The following is a 17,879-nucleotide window of genomic DNA, read 5'->3' on the forward strand; positions in this document are numbered from 1 at the left end:
GAAACTGACCAAAGAGAAAACATCATTACTGACGATTCCGAATGCCAACCCCCGGAAGGGCTGGTCTTTGATCCAAAATGAATTTCTCGCAATCCAACAAAAATCAGACCGACGAGGAATAAATTGGCATTTGACAAGTGCACGCTGTTGAGTTCTCAAGGAACGGACGCACCCACAGAAACGATCTCTCGACCTACCCGCGAGGCAACTTCACTACCTTATACGATCATTCGACTTGTTTGGTTCTCACCGTGGGACCTACAAGAGATCAGCGTCGTGAGACCCGGTCGAAGACCAGAACCAAAACCCTACACGATGTGATGAGGTTTTGGGTGGTCCGCTGCTTGAGAGGATGCGGGGCCTTTCGGCCTCTCCGCTCTCCCCTGTGGGGCGAACAAGTAATAAGTTACGCGGATCCTGCCGACTCGTCCAATCCTCACCGCACCCCGGGCGTGTCGACAGGCCAAAAGCCCGGATTTCCGGGGAATTCCAGAGATCGAGCCGCAGGGTGGGACCTGGGGCTTCGCAGGGCTAGATGAGTGCCGGGGTCGACACCAGTGTCGCGGCGGCATCCGTCAGGCCACCGGTGAACTCGATTCCGCCGAAGAACATCGCCCCCACCACCAGCGCGAAGACGAACAAGATCGACAGGAACAGCACGGCGACGCCGGCGAGGGTGATCAGGAGCGGAAGTCTGTTTGCCATGACCCGATCCTCCCGCAGCCATCGTGTCGAAGAACAGGGCTTGCATGAGAAACACCGAAGGCCGGTACCTCCGAGGAGATACCGGCCTTCGGTGTGAGACGGATCAGCGTCCGGAAAGCTTCTCGCGAAGCGCAGCCAGCGACTCGTCGTCGGCCAGGGTGCCCTGGGCGGGCGACTCCGACGAGAAGGATCCACCGAACGAACCGGCGTCGGTCGGGTTGGCGGCCTCGGCCTCGAGAGCCTTGGCGACGGCAGCCTTGTGGGCCTCCCAGCGACCCTGGGCAGCGGCGTACTCCTGCTCCCACTGCTCACGCTGAGCGTCGAAGCCCTCGAGCCAGGCACCCGACTCGGGGTCGAAGCCCTCGGGGTACTTGTACTCGCCACGCTCGTCGTACTCCGTAGCCATGCCGTACAGCGCCGGGTCGAACTCGGTGCCGTTGGGGTCGACCGACTCGTTGGCCTGCTTGAGCGACAGCGAGATGCGACGACGCTCGAGATCGATGTCGATGATCTTGACGAAGACCTCTTCGCCGACCGACACGACCTGCTCGGCGAGCTCCACGTGCTTGCCCGACAGCTCGGAGATGTGCACGAGGCCCTCGATGCCGTCTGCGACACGGACGAACGCACCGAACGGAACGAGCTTGGTGACCTTGCCCGGGGCGATCTGACCGATCGCGTGCGTACGGGCGAACACCTGCCACGGGTCTTCCTGCGTCGCCTTGAGCGAGAGCGACACGCGCTCGCGATCGAGGTCCACCTCGAGGATCTCGACGGTGACCTCCTGGCCCACCTCGACGACCTCGGACGCGTGCTCGATGTGCTTCCACGAGAGCTCGGAGACGTGGACGAGACCGTCGACGCCACCCAGGTCGACGAACGCACCGAAGTTGACGATCGACGAGACCGTGCCCTTGCGGACCTGACCCTTGTGCAGGTTGTTCAGGAACGTCGTGCGCGACTCGGACTGCGTCTGCTCGAGCAGTGCTCGGCGCGACAGCACCACATTGTTGCGGTTCTTGTCGAGCTCCAGGATCTTGGCCTCGATCTCCTGGCCGAGGTACGGCGTCAGATCGCGGACGCGGCGCAGCTCGATGAGCGAGGCGGGCAGGAAGCCACGGAGACCGATGTCGACGATGAGACCACCCTTGACGACCTCGATCACGGAACCGGTGACCACACCGTCGTTCTCCTTGATCTTCTCGACGTCGCCCCACGCACGCTCGTACTGCGCACGCTTCTTGGACAGGATGAGGCGGCCTTCCTTGTCCTCCTTCTGGAGAACGAGGGCCTCGACGTGATCGCCGACGTTGACGACCTCGTTGGGGTCGACGTCGTGCTTGATCGAGAGCTCGCGGGAGGGGATGACACCCTCGGTCTTGTAACCGACGTCGAGGAGGACCTCGTCGCGGTCGATCTTCACCACGGTGCCCTCGATGAGGTCGCCGTCGTTGAAGAACTTGAGCGTCTTCTCGACCGCGGCCAGGAAGTCTTCGGCCGAGCCGATGTCGTTGATCGCGACCTGCTTGGTAGCGGGGGCGGTCGTTGCGGTAGTCATGTAGTGGGTTGTCCTAGTTGGGTGGGTATCGGGCTCCGACTCCAGCGCCCTGTGATCCGGCGGACCGGGGCCATCGGGCACAGGTCCGCCCGAGGGCGAACGCGTGCCACGAGTCGAAGCGAAGCGGATTGATCGTGCGGTGTCACGAGCTCACTCGGAAACGAGCAGAGCCCACGTGTGACACCCCATCCTAACTCACCCGCTCCTTCTCGTGGATCTCCGGAAGGGAGGGGTGTCACATGGCGACGTCCGGGGGCGGAAACCGGGAGCGCTATTCGCCTCCGATCGGCGCTTTCTGACGACCGCTCCGCCCCCGCGCGCCCAGGTGGCATCCAGAATCCCGTGCCAGGCTCCCCGTTTCGTGCCCGTCGAACGCGGGCCGGACGGTGACACCCGCACCGTCCCCCTCACGCGAAATCGGTTCTATGCGCTCTCCTTCGACGCCCACCTCCAACCGTCGTGACCGCCGCCTCGCCGCCCGCCGCACCCGTCGCCGCCCCGTGACGACCGCCGGCGTGCTGCTCGTCGGCACGGTCGCGGCAGCGGCTCTGACCGGCACCGCGCCAGCGGCGATCGCGTCACCCGCCGACCTCTCCGCGGCGACCTTCTCGCTCGCTTCGACAACCACCCCGACTGCCCTGACCGCGGACCGCGGCCCCGAGGTCGCCCTCGCCCGCGCGGCCGAGACCACCGCGGCCGACTCCCTGAAGGCCGCGGCGGCCGTGCAATCCGACATCTCGACATCCGGTCTCGACATCGGTCAGCCAGCGACCATCGACACCAGCGCGCTCGAACACGCCACCGATCGCCTGCAGTCGGCCTCGGTGTTGCCCGACACGTTCCTCCCCGACCTCGCGGACGACGTGACGGCTGCCACCGCGACGATCGACCAGCGCGTCGCAGAGCTCCGCGGCAGCTTCGACGCCGCCGTGGCGAAGAAGGTCGAAGAGGAAGCCGCGGAGAAGGCGCGTCAGGAGGCGGAGGCTGCGGCCGCCGCCGCCGCGAAGGCTACTGAGGAAGAAGCCGCCGCGACCACCACGTCGTCATCGTCGTCGTCGAGCGGTGGGGGTTCCTCGGCACCGTTCGCCACGGGCGGCGGCTCCGGTGACAACAGCCCCGCCGGCGCCCAGGCCACCGCGCGCGGGATGCTCTCCGACCGTGGCTGGGGCGACGACCAGTTCTCGTGCCTCGTCTCGCTGTGGAACAAGGAGTCGGGCTGGAATTACCAGGCCTACAACTCCAGCAGCGGCGCGTTCGGCATCCCGCAGGCGCTCCCCGGCAGCAAGATGTCGTCGGCCGGCGCCGACTGGCAGACCAATGCGACCACGCAGATCTCGTGGGGCCTCGGCTACATCTCGGGGCGCTACGGCGACCCGTGCGGTGCGTGGGGTCACTCCCAGTCGACCGGCTGGTACTGATCGGACGCCGACCGGCCGCGGCCGGTCGACACGGCACGAACGACGAGAGCGCCGCCACGGACAGCATCCGGGGCGGCGCTCTCGTCGTTGTGGACGCCGGGTGGGGGCGGTACCGCGGCGGGCGATCGACCCTTCGACACACGGCACGTCTCGACACACGGCACGTCTCGGCACACGGCACGTCTCGACACACGGCACGTCTCGGCACACGGCACGTCTCGGCACACGGCGGGTCGCGGCACACGGCGGGTCTCGGCGCACGGCGCGTCGGGTGACCGGCAGGACGCGCGTGCCGACCTCGAACTCGGCGTGGCGGTCCCGACGCTCCCGCGCGGCTTCCCGAGGATCAGGCGCCGTTGCGACGGGCAATCATGCCGGCGAAAAGGGCGTGGGAGAGCGGAGCGAGCGAGACGACCGAGAGAATGGTGCCGAGCACCGCCTGCTCGGCCTGGAGCAGCACTCCCCCGATGAGCAGCGCCGCGAACAGCACCGACGACACGACTCGGCGGATCATCCGCTCGAGATCGCGCAACCGGCGCTCGATGCGCGGCGTCTCGACCGACAGGGAGCCCTCCTCCAACCGGGAGATGAGGTTGTCGGCGCGACGGGGCAGTCGCGCGGTCACGGCCGCGACGGACCCGATCTCGCGCACGAGCGCCTGAGCGGTGTTGCCGCTCTCTTCGCGGATCAGTCGCTGGGCGTAGGGCTCGACGGCATCCCAGATGTTGAAGGCGGGGTCGAGGGCACTGCACATCCCGCTCGTGAGCGACATCGCGCGGACGATGAGGAGGAAGTTCTCGGGCAGCTGGAACGGCAGTGCGCGCACCACGTCGCCGAACTCGATGGCGAAGGCGCGGAACTCGCGCGGGTCGACCTCCTGCAACTCTGCGAAGCCCATCCCGCCGAAGCGCGAGAACAGCTGCGTCATCGCCCGTTCCAGCTGGATCGTGTCGGCCGAGGGCAACAGCACACCCACGTCGCGGATGCCGTCGACCAGCCCCTTGCCGTCGCGCGAGGCCGCGGCGATCAGCACGCGGCGCAGACCCCGGCGCAGGCCGGGAGGAACGTCGCCCATCATGCCGAAGTCGATGAAGGTGAAGCGCCACGCCGGTGTCCCGGCATCCGGGGAACCGTCGGGACGTGCCAGGGGTGTGACGAAGACGTTGCCGGGGTGGGGATCGGCGTGGAAGAAGCCGTCGTCGAAGAGCTGGTCGAACATCACGGCGGCGAAGCGCGCGGCGACCTCGGACGGATCGATGCCTGCGGCGCGTAGCGCGTCGACGTCGTTGATCTTGATGGCGCTGACGTCTTCAAGCGTCAGCACGCGGCGGGTCGTTCGCTCCCACACGACGTCGGGGACGGCGACCCCGCCCTCTCCCCCGAATTCGACGGCGAACCGCTCCGAATTCGCGGCCTCGTGAAGGTAGTCGATCTCCTCCAGGCTCGTGACGGCGAACTCCTCGACGAGCGAGGGCATGTCCACACGGTCGCGGACGAGGGCGACCTTGCTCAGCCACACGCCCACCTTGCGGAGGGCACGCAGATCCACCTCGACGATGCGATCGATGTCGGGGCGCTGGATCTTCAGGACGACCGCGCGCAGCCCGGTCTCCTCGGCCAACTCATCGGCGAGCACGGCGCGGTGCGCCTGCCCCAGGGAGGCCGCGGCGAGGGGCCGGTCGTCGACGCTCGCGAAGGCCCGCTCCAGCGGCATCCCGAGTTCTTGCTCGGCGCGGGCGCGCATCTGGGCGAACGGGACCGCGGGCACCTCGTCCTGCAGACCCTCGAGCTCTTTGGTGATCACCGGGGGTAGCACGTCGAGGCGCGACGACATGAATTGCCCGACCTTGATCATGAGGCCGCCGAGGTCGACGGCGAGCACGTGGAAGCGGCGGGCGATCCGCTGCAGCCGCCGGGTGCGGCCCCGGGCGGAGATCCACCCGAGGCCGAACCGCGGCAGGAACAACTCGTACCACCAGGCCTGCACGAGGTAGCGCGCCGCGAAGCGCGTGATCCGCCGGTAACGGGCCTTCATGAGGGCGTCGTCGGTCATCTATTCTCCTGGATGCCGACGGGCGCGAGCCCCGGCCGACGGGGGTGGGTTCAGCCCTGGGCGAGGATCGAGTAGAGCTTGCGGCGAGCCTCGTCGAGGATCTCCACCGCCTGCTGCACCTGCTCCTTGTCACCCGTGCGTGCGACCTGGGCCGCCGCCTGGGCGAGCTCGACGCCCGCTTTGGGCAGTGCCGTCATGCGTCCGCTGTCGCGCGAGGTCGCGGACTCCCACGGCGCGCTGCGCTCGGTCGTCTCATCGCCCGCAGCCGCACGGCCCTCGGCGGTGAGCGAGTAGGTCTTGCGGCCGCCCGACTCCTCGGCCTGCACGAGGCCTTCATCGGTGAGTAGCTGCAGCGTGGGGTAGACGGAGCCCGGGCTGGGCTTCCACGAGCCGCCACTGCGCTCTTCGATCTCGCGGATGATCTGGTACCCGTGCATCGGCTGCTCGATCAGCAGGGACAGAACCGCAGAGCGCACGTCGCCCTTGTTCATGCGGGGCGTCGAACCGGTCTTCTGCTCGAACTGGCTGCGCAGCTGCTCGAGCCCCTCAAGGATGTTGGACATCGGCCAGCCCGGGGTGTTGTTGCCACCGCGTCCGCCGAACGCGTCTCCCAGGAATGAACCACTCATGACGACCTCCTTCGCGCGAACCCGATCTGAGTCAGCGATACATAACGATATATCGCTGAGAGGTCGTGCCGGGTCGGCGCGGAGGAGATTCTCAGTACCAGTTGACCGACTGCGAGTGACCCCACGCGCTGCAGGGTGTGCCGTAGCCGCGGGAGATGTAGTCCAGGCCCCAGGCGATCTGCGTCGCCGCGTTGGTCTGCCAGTCGTCGCCGAAACTCGCCATCTTGCTGCCGGGAAGGGCCTGAGGGATGCCGGTGGCACCGCCGTCGGCGTTGTACGCCTGGTAGTTCCAGCTCGACTCCTTGTTCCACAGGGACGACAGGCAGGAGAACTGGTCGCTCCCCCACCCGTACTTCTCGGCCGCCAGCTGAGCGGCGTAGGCGCGCGCACCGTCGGGGGTGTTGACGCGCGCAAGAGCCGCGGCGGCGTCGGCCTGACGCTGGGCTTCCGCGGCGGCCGCTGCCTCGGCCTGTCGCTGCGCCTCGGCGGCGGCATCCGCCGCGGCCTTCTCGGCCTTTGCCTGGTCGAGACTCACCTGGACCTCGGCGACGCGGGCGGAGACCCGGGCGACCTCGGTCTGCGCGTTCTGGCTGAGAGCCGGCACGAGCAGCACCGGCAGCAGATCGGTCGACCCGAGGCGGGCGACGGCGTCTTCGAGGGCCGCCGTGTCGATCGCGGCGTCACCGATCGAGAGCGGCAGGCCGGTGGAGACGACGTCCGCGCGCACCGCGTCGGCATTCGAGAGCGCCGACGCGGCGTCGGTCTGCGCCGAGCTCGCACCGGTAGTGACGGCGTCCAGCGTGGGGGCGTTGGTGACAGGCACGGCCGTGCCGGGAGCGGAGAACGAGGATGCCGACGCATCGGGGATCGAGAGCGGGGCGGCGACGGCCAGACCTGTGGTGGCGACCAAGCCGAACGCGAGGCCGGCGCAGGTCGCGGCGGTGACGAGCGTGCGGCGGGCGCGGTGGACGTGCCGGAGTTTCACATCAGAACGGAGCAAGGAGGAATCTTTCGTCGGGGCGCGCTCGTCGGGATCGAGCGCGGTCTCGTGTCGTTCGGGTCGACACAAGTCCCCGAGTGTGCGGGCCGGTTCTGAGCGTTATCTCTTCGTTACCTGGAAGCGGCGTGTGAGCGCGTCGGACTGTCGGGCGGGCATGAGTGACGCGATATCGGACGCATCAGCCCATCTCAGACACCCCCGCGCGGGGTCTTTGATTAGACATCTGACCGGGCTTTTCCCGTCAGTTGGTCAGCGACTCGACGGTGAGGGTGCCTGGAGGGTCGAGACCACTGTCACCGCGCAGAACGGGCCGACCCGAGATTCGTGGAGAAACTCTCGGATCGGCCCGTCACCGCGGCCTCAGCCGCGCTCCGGAGTCAGGAGCGGTGCGCGCGGTAGTAGTCGAGCAGCGATCGGGTCGAGGCATCCTGAGCTGCGAGCGCGTCGTCGTCGCCCTCGATGGCCGGCGCGATCTGCAGGGCCAACCGCTTGCCGAGCTCCACGCCCCACTGGTCGAAGGAGTTGATGCCCCAGATGGTGCCCTGCGTGAAGGTGATGTGCTCGTACAGGGCGATGAGCTGGCCGAGCACCGACGGCGTGAGCGACGGCGCGAAGATCGACGTCGTCGGTCGGTTGCCGGGGAACGTACGCGCGGCCACGAGCGCACCGGTCGTACCCTCGGCTTCGACCTCTTCGGCGGTCTTCCCGAAGGCCAGCGCCTTCGTCTGGGCGAGGAAGTTCGCCAGGAACAGCCCGTGCACGTCGCGGCCGTCGTCGGCGAGCGGGTACGCGGGATTCACGAACGCGATGAAGTCGGCCGGGATCAGGCGCGTGCCCTGGTGGATGAGCTGGTAGAAGGCGTGCTGACCGTTGGTGCCCGGCTCACCCCAGAACACCTCGCCGGTGTCGGTCGTGACGGGGGTGCCGTCCCACCGTACCGACTTGCCGTTCGACTCCATCGTCAGCTGCTGGAGGTACGCCGCGAAGCGGTGCAGCTGCTGCGCGTAGGGAAGCACCGCGTGCGACTGCGCGCCGAGGAAGTTCGTGTACCAGACGTTCAGCAGCCCCATCAGGACGGGCACGTTCTGCGCGAGCGGTGTGGATGCCACGTGTTCATCGACCGTGTGGAAGCCGGCGAGCAGCTGCCGGAACGACTCGGGGCCCAGGGTGATCGCCAACGACAGGCCGATCGCGGAGTCGACCGAGTAGCGACCGCCCACCCAATCCCAGAACCCGAACGCGTTGGCGGGGTCGATGCCGAACGCCTCCACCTTGTCGAGCGCCGTCGAGACCGCGACGAAGTGATGGGCGACGGCGTCGGTGCGGGCGGCATCCGAATCGTCGATGACGCCTGCGGCGCTGAGCTTCTCCCACAGCCAGTCGCGCGCGAGACGGGCGTTGGTCAGCGTCTCAAGGGTCGTGAACGTCTTGGACGCGACGATGAAGAGCGTGGTCTCGGGGTCGAGATCGGCGGTCTTCTGCGCGATGTCGGCGGGGTCGATGTTCGAGACGAACCGCGCCGTGATCCCGGCGTCGGCATACGGGAGGAGGGCTTCGTAGACCATGACCGGACCGAGGTCGCTGCCGCCGATACCGATGTTGACGACCGTGGTCACCCTCTTGCCGGTGACGCCGCGCCACTCACCGGAACGCACGCGGTCGGCGAAGGCGTCGAGGCGGTCGAGCACCTCGTGGACGTCGTGATCGACCTGCTGGCCGTCGACGACGAGGGCGGGCTCGGCGTCCGCGGGGCGGCGGAGGGCCGTGTGCAGCACCGCGCGGTCTTCACTGGTGTTGAGGTGCGCACCCCGCAGCATGTCGGCGTACCGCTCGGCGACGCCGGTCTCCGTGGCCAGTGCGACGAGCGCATCGAGCACGTCGGCGGTCACGAGGTTCTTCGACAGGTCGACGTGGAGGTCGCCCACCGTGCGCGTGAGATCGCGCGTGCGGTCGGCGTCGGCAGCGAACCAGCCGCGCAGATCGGGCTCGAACGCGTCGCGGAGCGCGGCGAGGCGGGACCAGGCGGGGGTGGTGGTGGGATCGATAGGCGCAGTCACGAGACCCACGCTAGCGACCCCGGGGCGCGACACGCGACCGATGACGAAGACGGGGGCGCACGTCTAGGGACGGGGCGGCTCGGGAGGAGCCGCGGCGACGGCGACCACCGGCTCCGGGAGGGGGATCTCGCGCGTCGCATCCCACGTCTCGGTCCAGCCGAGCCGGTCGAACAGGCCGTCGAGCAGCATCGCCGTGAAGCCCCACACCGTCTGCGGTCCGGGCGCCGCGTCGAGCGTGAAAGCGGGTCCGCGCCATTCCCGGCCATCACGACGGATCACGGTCACGCCCCGGCGGGCGGGGTCGAGGAGGTCGGCGACCGGCGCACGGAACACCTCGGCCGATTCCGCCGCGTCCACGGCGCGGACCGGCGTCGGGCGCGTCCACCATCCGACGACCGGAGTCACCTCATGGCGGGAGAACGCCAGCGGAACCGGCTCGAGCGCCCCGAGCACCTCGACGCCGTCGGGGTCGAGACCGGTCTCCTCCTGGGCCTCGCGAAGAGCGGCGGCCACGGCATCCCGGTCTCCCGGATCAACGCGCCCTCCGGGGAACGCGACCTGTCCGGGGTGGGCGCGCAGCGTGCTCGCGCGCGCCAGAAGGAGGACGTCGAGATCGCTCGGGACGTGTCGCGCGGCGCGTCCGCTCGGGATGCCGTCGAGCACGCCGAACAGGATGAGCACCGCCGCGGCACGCGCCTCACCCTCGACCGGCGCCGCGCGAAGGGACGGAGAGACGTCGCCGAGCCCCCGGGCGAGGAGGTCTTCGAGCTCTGCGCGGGGAGACGACATGGACCGAGGCTAGCCTCCGCCCCCGACCGTCCGGGCGGCCGGGGGCCCTAGCGGGAGCCGTTGCAGGCCAGGCCGTCGCCGTCGCCGTCGAGTTTGTAGATGTCGGATCCGACCACCCGGGCGACGCCGTCGAAGTAGGACGGGCCGTTGCCCTTCCCACCCGCGCAGTCGACGTCGGAGTCGATCGGCACGCACGCGTCGGCGTAGTTCGGGTCGCAGCCATCGCCACTGGACGCCGCTTCGACCGGCGCGGGCGGAGGCGGAGCGACGTACGTCCCCCGGGCGGTGACTTCGGAGACCGGCGCCCGGCCGACGGATTCGCTGACCAGGACCCGCTCGGACTCGACCCCGTCGATCGTCGTCACCCGGAAGATCGAGACCTTCTCCCCGTCGACTCCGGCCGTCGACACGAGCGACTGCCCCGACGGCAGTGCCGCGTCATCCACCGTCGTCCGTTCGAACCGCAGGGCGGAGGTGACGGTCTGCTCGGACACGACGACGACGGGAGTCGGCGACGCCGACGGCGACGATGCCGCGATACGACGGGCGTCTCCGGTGGCCGCCGCGTCGGCCGATGAGGCAGGCGACGAGCAGCCCGCCGCGAGCAGCAGCGTCGCGACAGCCGCCGTGAGCCCCAGGACCGGGCGCCCGGGTCGATGGGAGCGCAGGCGCGCCGAAGAGCGATCGTTCGTCACGGTCATTGTGGTGTTCCCCCCAGAACAGGAGCGACGCGTCTTCGCCTCGCTGACGCTCAGCAGACCAGATCCCGGTGGCGCGCGCAAATCCGACCGCCGCAGGCCCCCGGACCAGCGAGGCCCAGCGCCGATCGCGGGGCCCCCAGCGGCGCCCGGGAGGCGGCTGAGGCGCTCACGACCTCCCGGTCGGGGCGGAAACGGACAGGGGCGACACGGACGCGGAGTCCGCGTGCGCGAGGGTGTCGTCGGCCGTGGGCGCCGGCGTCTCATCCGTGGAGGGCTCGGCCGCCTCCGTTCTCAGGATGCGGACGGACTGGCCGACGCTGCGGGCGAGGGCCGGGAGCTTGGCGGCGCCGAAGACGAGGACGACGATCGCAAGCACGACGAGGGCGTGCCAGCCGGTGAGGTTCTGCAGCATGGGGCCCTCCGTATCAGCCTCGGCCGCCGGGCATCGCGCCCGCGGTCGCCGTGGTGGTGGTGTCGACGCGCGCGGTGAGCGCGACGGTCCAGCCGGTGGCGTTGCCGCCAGTGGTCGTGGCGAGCTCAAGCACTCCCCCGTCGTCGCCGAAGACGTTGTCGGTCGCGAGCGAGACGCGGGACATATTGGATGCCGAGGACGAGTAGACCGCATCGGCGTAAACGACGGCGCAGGTCGCCTCGGGCAGGGCCACCTGCGAGGTCGCGATCGCGTTCGAGGAGTCGGTGATGGCATCCACGTTCGGGTACACCTCGAAGTGGATGTGAGGCCAGCGCCCGTCGTAGCAGGCGGGGAAGATCGAGGTGAACGAGACCACTCCGTCGGCGCCCACGACCTGCACCCCACGCAGGTAGGTCTCGTTCTCGATGCCGGAGGAGTACATCGAGTACCGCCCTTCGGCGTCGCAGTGCCAGACGTAGACGGCGGCTCCCGTGAAGGGCACGTCGCCGTTGGCGGTGTCGAGGATCGTGAGGTTCAGCGTCATGGGCACTCCCGCGGCCGTGGCGCCGCCGTCGAGGCTCGACCGCAGGTCGCTGCGGACCACCCCGGACTGCTCGAGGATGTCGACGCCGTTCGAGCCGTCGCCGGGGTAGGGACCCGCGGTCTCCTGGGGGATCTCCCCCGCGGGCAGCGCCACCGGCGTGCTCGAGGCCGACGCGGTGGCGGAGGCGGTCGGGGTCGCCGACGCTGTCGCGCGGGGGGTGGTCGTCGCGGTCGGGGTGGCGGTCGCCCCACCCTCGGACGGGGTGCAGGCCGCCAGCGCGACGGCTCCCGCACCGAGGGTGACGAGGCTCAGGATGCCGCGACGGCTCACGAGGGTTCGAATGTCGAACGGGGCGCCCTGGTCGACCACGGGCTCGTCGGCTCGATCGAGCAGGCGCCCCTCGTAGGCGGGGCCCTCGGGGGTCATCTGGGCGTCGGGGATGCGGCTCATGATCTCTTCTCCGGGATCGGGGTTCCGATGGTGCTCCCGACTGTGGCCCGCGCGCCCTGCTCGGAACTTCAGCGAACCTGTGATCCGCCTATGAGACGCGACGGCAGGATCCGCGGGACCGCCCCGGCCCCGCGCGCCCGTGCCAGGATCGGGGAAGGAGGTGCACGATGACCGGAGTGCTGCACGCGGTGACCCTCGTCGTGAACATGCCGATCACGAAGATCGACGCCCTCGACGCGATCGCCTTCGCCGCCGACACGGGCGTGGAGGATGCCGGGACCGCCCACCCTCGCGTCTGGCTCGCTCCCCACGCGTGGGCGGAGGTCGAGATCCCGAAGTTCGCCGACCCCCCTCCGTTCGCGATCGACGTCTACTCGGACGTCTCGGGCGCGGTCGCCTGGGCCCAGGCGCGGAGGCTGCACGACGCCTTGGGGCGATTCGGCTGGACCGTGAGTCCGCCGCGCGCGGGCGTGCGCTGAGGCGCCGTCAGTCGAGACCGACCAGCACCTCGCTGCGCTCCCAGAGCTGCCGCGCGGTCACCGGGTCATCGGCGAGCCGGTTGGTCTTGGCCGCCTTGTTGTTCGAGTAGAAGCCGCCCGGGGCCCAGTCCACTCCGGGCTTGCCGAGCGCGAGCCAGGTCAGTCTCGCACCGCCGACCGAGGTCGAGGTCATGAGGCGCTGCGCCAGCGGCCCGCCGTAGAGGAACTTCCACGGTCCGCTGCTGGACGCGCCGAAGTTGGAGGCGATCACGCCCGGGTGGAAGGCCACGGCCGACAGCCCCGCGTCGCCGAAGCGCCGGTGGAGCTCTTTGGTGAACAGCACGTTGGCGAGCTTCGCGTTGCCGTACGCCGCGGTCGAGGAGTAGCGGTGCTCGCCCTGCAGGTCGTCGATGTCGAAACGCGGGAAGAGCCTCGCGGCGGCGCTCGAGGTCTGGATGACAGAAGCCTGCGACTCGACGAGTCGCTCGCGCAGAAGGTTCGTGAGGAGGAACGGCGCGAGGTGGTTCACCTGGAACGTCGTCTCGTAGCCGTCCTTCGTCAGAGTGCGCTCCCCGAAGACGCCGCCCGCGTTGTTGGCGAGCACGTCGATACGGGGGTAGCGCTCCCGCAGGGATGCCGCGAGCTCGCGCACCTGCGAGAGGTCGCTGAAGTCGGCGACGAAGGAGTCCACACCGAGGGAGCGGGCGACCCGCGCGGTCTTCTCGGGGTTGCGACCGACGACGACGACCTCCTCGCCGACCTGGACGAGCTGCTTGGCGGACGCCGCGCCGATGCCGTCGCTGGCTCCGGTGATGACGATGGTGCGGGTCATGGCATCCTCTTCCTCGTTCGAAGAGGCCACGCTAACCGCGGCAGGTTCATCTCGATCGGGGCTTGCCCTCGGCATCCACGGCTCTTACGACGGTGCCCGCGAACTTACAGCGCGCTCCCAGCCCCGCGGGACCAAATCCGGCGGGCGAGGCGTTCGATTGAAGGACGCCCACAACCGGACGTCAGGACGAGAGGATGCGAACCGTGAGCACGGAGTACCGGAAGACGTCGGAGGCGCTGGGCCGCCTCACCGACCGCCAGTTCGCCGTCACGCAGGACGACGCCACCGAACCGCCGTTCCGCAACGAGTACTGGGACAACCACGAGGACGGCATATACGTCGATGTCGTATCGGGTCAGCCGCTGTTCTCCTCGACGGATAAATTCGAGAGCGGCACGGGCTGGCCGAGCTTCACCAAGCCGATCGACGACGCCGCCGTCGTGAACAAGACCGACCGGACGCTGTGGATGACCCGCACCGAGGTGCGCTCCGCCGGAGCGGACAGCCATCTCGGCCACCTGTTCGATGACGGCCCGCGCGACGCCGGTGGGCTGAGATACTGCATGAACTCGGCGGCGATGCGCTTCGTGCCCGTCGGCGAGCTCGAAGCCCAGGGCTACGGCGCGTACCTCGCCCTGTTCCGCGAGAGTCGCGCCTCATGAACCTCTTTCCCTTCCGCAAGCGCAAAAGGAGCACCACCATGACCAGCGGACCTTCCGACTCCGGCGAGATCACCCGTCGCCCCGGCACCGAGACGGCCGTCCTCGCGGGCGGTTGCTTCTGGGGCGTCGAAGACCTCATCCGTCGCCAGCCCGGCGTCCTCGACACCCGCGTCGGCTACACCGGCGGCCAGAACGAGCACGCGACCTACCGCAACCACCCCGGTCACGCGGAGGCCATCGAGATCGTCTTCGACCCCTCGCAGACGTCGTATCGCGACATCCTGGCGTTCTTCTTCCAGATCCACGACCCCTCGACCCTGAACCGCCAGGGCAACGACGTGGGCACGAGCTACCGTTCGGCGATCTTCCCGCTCTCGCCCGAGCAGGAGAAGGTCGCGCGCGACACGATCGCCGACGTCGACGCCTCGGGCATCTGGCCCGCGAAGGCCGTCACCACGATCGAGCCCGAGGCGCCCTTCTGGGAGGCCGAGCCCGAGCACCAGGACTACCTCGCGCGCATCCCCCACGGCTACACGTGCCACTTCGTGCGCCCAGGCTGGGTGCTGCCCAAGCGCGAGCAAGCCTCGGCGTAAGTCGGAGAAGAAGGGCCCGGATGCCATGGCATCCGGGCCCTTCGTGTTGCGGCGCCCGTCCGTCCGGCGCGTGACGGGTGCGTCGGCGCTGTATGCGGCACGGGTGGCCTGCCGCTGCTCGCACCCCGCGCAAGCCCCGCACGCCCCGAGGCCACGCTGCCTAGGCTCGCGGGATGAGCGGATACGACGTGATCGTGGTGGGCGCGGGCCTGGCGGGCCTGCGCTGTGCGACACGGCTGGCCGAGGCCGGCCGCGACGTCGTCGTGCTCGAAGCGGATGATGCCGTGGGCGGGCGCGAACGCACCGACATCGTCGACGGGTTCCGCCTCGACCTGGGCTTCCACGTGCTCAACCCCGCCTACCCGGCCGTGCGGCGCTGGGTCGACGTCGACGCGCTCGCGCTCCGGCGGTTCCCGGTGGCGGTCGGGGTGCGCCTCGACGACCGGCTGGCGCGGCTCGCGCACCCGCTGCGGCATCCGCTGTCCGTCCCCGGGTCGCTGCGGAGCGGGCTCGTCGGGCCCTCCGATCTCGCGGCGCTGGCACGGTGGGTGGGGCCCGCTGTCGTATCGGCGCGCGCGGCGAAGACCGGGTCCGACCGCACGCTCGACGAGGCGTGGGATCGCGCGGGAGTGCGCGGCCCTCTGCGCGAGAGCGTGCTCGAACCGTTCCTTGCCGGGGTCCTGGCCGATGATCGGCAGCAGACCTCCGACGCGTTCGTCCGGTTGCTCGTCCGCAGCTTCGCGCTCGGGCGACCGGGAGTGCCCGCCGCGGGGATCGGCGCCCTCCCGGCGCAGCTCGCCGACACGGCGCGCCGGGCCGGCGCCGGCATCCGCCTCTCCCATCGGGTCGTCTCGACCCGGAACAGGGCCCGCGGCTGGCACGTCGGGGTGGAGGGACAGGATGCCCTGACCGCCCGCGCCGTGGTCGTCGCGACAGGACTCGATCCCTCCCTCGACGTCGCGCTCCCGGCTCCTCGCGGCCTGCAGACGTGGTGGTTCGCCGGCGATCAGGCACCGACCGACGACGCCGCGCTCCGCGTGGACGGGCGCCGACGAGGGCCGATCGTGAACACCGCCGTGATGACCAACACCGCGCCCACCTACGCGCCGCGCGGCCGACACCTGATCCAAGCGACGTGCGTCCTGCCCTCTGTGGCGTCGGAGGGCGACATCCGTCGCCAGCTCGCGGAGATCTGGGACGCCGACACGCGGCCGTGGCACCTGCTGCGCCGCGACGATATCGCCGGCGCCCTCCCCGCGCAGGACCCGCCCCTCCGTCTCCGTCGATCCGTTCGCCTCGGCGACGGTCGGTATCTCGCCGGCGACCATCGCGACACCGCGTCGATCCAGGGAGCGCTGGTGTCGGGTCAGCGGGCCGCGGCGGCGGTGCTGGCCGACCTCGCGGGGTGAGCCCGGCCGGTCTGCGTCGGAGACCATCTGGTCGGGGCGGAATTGCTCGCTCGGGGCAGGAGATTCCCGCCCCGATGAGCGGAATGCGTCCCGAACCCCGGGCTGGTGACCGCGCTAGGCCCGAGCTGCCAACGCCTCCAACGCCTCACCGGTGACCCGCCGGGTCGTCCACTCCTCCATCGCCTCCGCGCCCAGCGCTCGGTAGAACCCGATCGCGGGCTCGTTCCAGTCGAGCACCGTCCACTCGAGGCGGGAGTACCGCCGCTCCACGCACTCCCCGGCGAGCGCGGCCAGCAGGGCGACGCCGTAGCCCTTCGCGCGGTACTGCTCGTGCACGTAGAGATCCTCGAGCCAGATGCCGTGACGCCCGGTCCACGTCGAGTAGGTGAGGAACCAGATCGCGATCGCACGGATACCGCCGTCGGGGCCCTCGACGACGAAGGCGAACGCGCGAGGATCTTCGCCGAAGAGCGTCGCGGCGATCATCTCCGCGGTGTTCTCGACGGCATCCGGTTCGCGCTCGTAATCGGCGAGGGCCTGGATGCAGGCGAGGATGCCCGGCTCATCGCCCGCGCGGGCGGGACGCAGGACAGCACCGTCGGTGAGAGTCGTCATGGACCGAGGCTACCGAGGCTCAGAGCAGCGGATGCCAGCTCTCTCGCGCCACCCGGCGGAAGTTCCCGCCGAGCACCGCGGCGACGTCGCCGTCATGCCATCCGCGATCGCGCAGGTGCGCGCCCAGGTCGAGGAAGGTCTCCGGTGGCATCCACTGCACGGGGCCCCAGGCGGTATAGCTGGCGTCGTAAAGCTCCGGGCTCGTCGCGAGCACCTCGCGGAACGTCTCCCAGTCGAATGAGAAGTCGGTGCTGACGCCCACGTGCTCGATCCCCACCACCTCGACGGCGTGCTCGAGATGGCGGGACATTGCCGAGAGCGTCGGGGTATTGGGCCCGAGGAAGATCCCGACCCCGGTGATGCCGATCACTCCCCCGGTGTCGGCCGCGGCTCGGGCCTGGTCGTCGGTGATGTTGCGGGGATGGTCCCATACGGCGCGCACGTTCGAGTGGCTGTAGACCACAGGCCGAGTCGACACCGCGCACATGTCCGTCGCGGTGCGCGCGCCCACGTGCGAGCCGTCGGGCACCACGCCCCGGCGGTTCAGCTCGCGCACGAGGTCTCGCCCCCACGCGGTGAGGCCGTCGTCGGCGGTGTCGAGGCAGCCGGATCCGGCGATGTTGGCGTGGTTGTAGGTCGGGGCCAGCGTGCGGACCCCCTGCGCGACGAGCATGCCGACAGCATCCAGGTCTCCGCCGAGGGGGGCGCAGTCCTCGAGGTCGAAGACCACGGCGGTGTCGCCGGCACCGGCGATCCGGTCGACGTCGTCGACGTCCGCGGCGAGCGCGAGACCGTCGATGCGCTCCACCTGCGACCGGAAGGCGCGGAGAAGGGATGCCGTGACCGCGGGGCCGTGCGGCGCGTACCCGACATTGACCGAGACGAGGCCGCCCCCGGCCGGGCGGTAGCGACGCAGGTCGCCCAAGTCCGCGGTCTCGACGAGCTCGACGCAGGCGTGCTGGTCCCAGAGCAC

At 69.8% G+C, this 17,879-nt stretch carries 18 protein-coding genes; 5 read left to right on the forward strand and 13 right to left on the reverse strand.

The features are described 5' to 3' along the window. Nucleotides 1-531: 531 nt before the first annotated feature. On the reverse strand, nt 532-705 hold the full coding sequence (locus MT347_RS09580) for a hypothetical protein (protein ID WP_243500514.1): 174 nt from the start codon (nt 703-705) through the stop codon (nt 532-534). Nucleotides 706-808: 103 nt separating this feature from the next. Beyond that, complete coding sequence (rpsA, locus tag MT347_RS09585) at nt 809-2,263, reverse strand: 30S ribosomal protein S1 (RefSeq protein ID WP_243500515.1); 1,455 nt, start codon at nt 2,261-2,263, stop codon at nt 809-811. Between the two features lie 425 nt (nt 2,264-2,688). Here rpsA and MT347_RS09590 point away from each other — a divergent pair, with 425 nt between their 5' ends. Continuing rightward, a complete protein-coding gene (locus MT347_RS09590) occupies nt 2,689-3,681 on the forward strand; it encodes a lytic transglycosylase domain-containing protein (RefSeq protein ID WP_243500517.1) in 993 nt (330 codons plus the stop codon). A gap of 346 nt (nt 3,682-4,027) precedes the next feature. Here the strand turns inward: MT347_RS09590 and MT347_RS09595 are convergent, their stop codons facing one another. The 8 genes from MT347_RS09595 to MT347_RS09630 form a co-directional block, all read right to left on the reverse strand. Continuing rightward, nucleotides 4,028-5,734: an AarF/ABC1/UbiB kinase family protein gene (locus MT347_RS09595; RefSeq protein ID WP_243500519.1), complete on the reverse strand. Its 1,707-nt coding sequence runs from the start codon at nt 5,732-5,734 to the stop codon at nt 4,028-4,030. 50 nt (nt 5,735-5,784) lie between these two features. Beyond that, on the reverse strand, nt 5,785-6,363 hold the full coding sequence (locus MT347_RS09600) for a PadR family transcriptional regulator (RefSeq protein WP_243500521.1): 579 nt from the start codon (nt 6,361-6,363) through the stop codon (nt 5,785-5,787). A 91-nt stretch (nt 6,364-6,454) separates the two neighbouring features. Beyond that, nucleotides 6,455-7,363, reverse strand: a complete 909-nt coding sequence (locus MT347_RS09605; RefSeq protein WP_243500523.1) for a phospholipase — start codon at nt 7,361-7,363, stop codon at nt 6,455-6,457. A 377-nt stretch (nt 7,364-7,740) separates the two neighbouring features. Then, entirely contained in the window at nt 7,741-9,420 is a 1,680-nt protein-coding gene (pgi, locus tag MT347_RS09610; RefSeq protein WP_243500525.1) for a glucose-6-phosphate isomerase, read from the reverse strand. 63 nt (nt 9,421-9,483) lie between these two features. Further along, a complete protein-coding gene (locus MT347_RS09615; protein ID WP_243500527.1) occupies nt 9,484-10,209 on the reverse strand; it encodes a CoA pyrophosphatase in 726 nt (241 codons plus the stop codon). A 47-nt stretch (nt 10,210-10,256) separates the two neighbouring features. Further along, nucleotides 10,257-10,904 carry a G5 domain-containing protein gene (locus MT347_RS09620; RefSeq protein WP_243500529.1) on the reverse strand — a complete coding sequence of 216 codons (648 nt, stop codon included), beginning with the start codon at nt 10,902-10,904 and terminating at the stop codon, nt 10,257-10,259. A 172-nt stretch (nt 10,905-11,076) separates the two neighbouring features. Continuing rightward, entirely contained in the window at nt 11,077-11,322 is a 246-nt protein-coding gene (locus tag MT347_RS09625; RefSeq protein WP_243500531.1) for a twin-arginine translocase TatA/TatE family subunit, read from the reverse strand. Between the two features lie 13 nt (nt 11,323-11,335). Next, nucleotides 11,336-12,316, reverse strand: coding sequence for an intradiol ring-cleavage dioxygenase (locus tag MT347_RS09630; RefSeq protein ID WP_243500533.1), 981 nt, complete (start codon nt 12,314-12,316; stop codon nt 11,336-11,338). Nucleotides 12,317-12,483: 167 nt separating this feature from the next. Here MT347_RS09630 and MT347_RS09635 point away from each other — a divergent pair, with 167 nt between their 5' ends. Then, nucleotides 12,484-12,795 (forward strand): hypothetical protein, encoded by a 312-nt coding sequence (locus MT347_RS09635; protein ID WP_243500535.1) that lies wholly within the window; start codon nt 12,484-12,486, stop codon nt 12,793-12,795. Between the two features lie 7 nt (nt 12,796-12,802). On the opposite strand, the gene MT347_RS09640 is transcribed toward MT347_RS09635, so the two are convergent. Next, nucleotides 12,803-13,627 (reverse strand): SDR family NAD(P)-dependent oxidoreductase, encoded by an 825-nt coding sequence (locus tag MT347_RS09640; RefSeq protein ID WP_243500537.1) that lies wholly within the window; start codon nt 13,625-13,627, stop codon nt 12,803-12,805. A gap of 203 nt (nt 13,628-13,830) precedes the next feature. Between MT347_RS09640 and msrB the strand changes: the two genes are divergently transcribed. The 3 genes from msrB to MT347_RS09655 all read left to right on the forward strand — a co-directional run bounded on the left by msrB (nt 13,831) and on the right by MT347_RS09655 (nt 16,291). After that, nucleotides 13,831-14,289: a peptide-methionine (R)-S-oxide reductase MsrB gene (gene msrB / locus MT347_RS09645; RefSeq protein WP_243500540.1), complete on the forward strand. Its 459-nt coding sequence runs from the start codon at nt 13,831-13,833 to the stop codon at nt 14,287-14,289. 38 nt (nt 14,290-14,327) lie between these two features. Further along, nucleotides 14,328-14,882, forward strand: a complete 555-nt coding sequence (gene msrA, locus MT347_RS09650) for a peptide-methionine (S)-S-oxide reductase MsrA (protein WP_243500542.1) — start codon at nt 14,328-14,330, stop codon at nt 14,880-14,882. A gap of 173 nt (nt 14,883-15,055) precedes the next feature. Next, nucleotides 15,056-16,291: an NAD(P)/FAD-dependent oxidoreductase gene (locus tag MT347_RS09655; protein ID WP_243500544.1), complete on the forward strand. Its 1,236-nt coding sequence runs from the start codon at nt 15,056-15,058 to the stop codon at nt 16,289-16,291. Nucleotides 16,292-16,405: 114 nt separating this feature from the next. On the opposite strand, the gene MT347_RS09660 is transcribed toward MT347_RS09655, so the two are convergent. Both MT347_RS09660 and MT347_RS09665 read right to left on the reverse strand, forming a co-directional pair. Next, nucleotides 16,406-16,906, reverse strand: coding sequence for a GNAT family N-acetyltransferase (locus MT347_RS09660; protein ID WP_243500546.1), 501 nt, complete (start codon nt 16,904-16,906; stop codon nt 16,406-16,408). A 19-nt stretch (nt 16,907-16,925) separates the two neighbouring features. Then, the gene (locus tag MT347_RS09665; protein ID WP_243500548.1) at nt 16,926-17,879 is read right to left on the reverse strand and encodes a dipeptidase; all 954 of its coding nucleotides are present in this window, start codon (nt 17,877-17,879) and stop codon (nt 16,926-16,928) included.

The sequence above is a fragment of the Microbacterium sp. VKM Ac-2923 genome (genome assembly GCF_022815605.1).
Lineage (GTDB): Bacteria > Actinomycetota > Actinomycetes > Actinomycetales > Microbacteriaceae > Microbacterium.

Bases quoted from the DNA above. Each gene is read 5' to 3' on its own strand.
- MT347_RS09580 (WP_243500514.1), bottom strand. From the start codon at position 705: ATGGCAAACAGACTTCCGCTCCTGATCACCCTCGCCGGCGTCGCCGTG.
- rpsA (WP_243500515.1), bottom strand. From the start codon at position 2,263: ATGACTACCGCAACGACCGCCCCCGCTACCAAGCAGGTCGCGATCAAC.
- MT347_RS09590 (WP_243500517.1), top strand. From the start codon at position 2,689: ATGCGCTCTCCTTCGACGCCCACCTCCAACCGTCGTGACCGCCGCCTC.
- MT347_RS09595 (WP_243500519.1), bottom strand. From the start codon at position 5,734: ATGACCGACGACGCCCTCATGAAGGCCCGTTACCGGCGGATCACGCGC.
- MT347_RS09600 (WP_243500521.1), bottom strand. From the start codon at position 6,363: ATGAGTGGTTCATTCCTGGGAGACGCGTTCGGCGGACGCGGTGGCAAC.
- MT347_RS09615 (WP_243500527.1), bottom strand. From the start codon at position 10,209: ATGTCGTCTCCCCGCGCAGAGCTCGAAGACCTCCTCGCCCGGGGGCTC.
- MT347_RS09625 (WP_243500531.1), bottom strand. From the start codon at position 11,322: ATGCTGCAGAACCTCACCGGCTGGCACGCCCTCGTCGTGCTTGCGATC.
- MT347_RS09630 (WP_243500533.1), bottom strand. From the start codon at position 12,316: ATGAGCCGCATCCCCGACGCCCAGATGACCCCCGAGGGCCCCGCCTAC.
- MT347_RS09635 (WP_243500535.1), top strand. From the start codon at position 12,484: ATGACCGGAGTGCTGCACGCGGTGACCCTCGTCGTGAACATGCCGATC.
- MT347_RS09640 (WP_243500537.1), bottom strand. From the start codon at position 13,627: ATGACCCGCACCATCGTCATCACCGGAGCCAGCGACGGCATCGGCGCG.
- msrA (WP_243500542.1), top strand. From the start codon at position 14,328: ATGACCAGCGGACCTTCCGACTCCGGCGAGATCACCCGTCGCCCCGGC.
- MT347_RS09655 (WP_243500544.1), top strand. From the start codon at position 15,056: ATGAGCGGATACGACGTGATCGTGGTGGGCGCGGGCCTGGCGGGCCTG.
- MT347_RS09660 (WP_243500546.1), bottom strand. From the start codon at position 16,906: ATGACGACTCTCACCGACGGTGCTGTCCTGCGTCCCGCCCGCGCGGGC.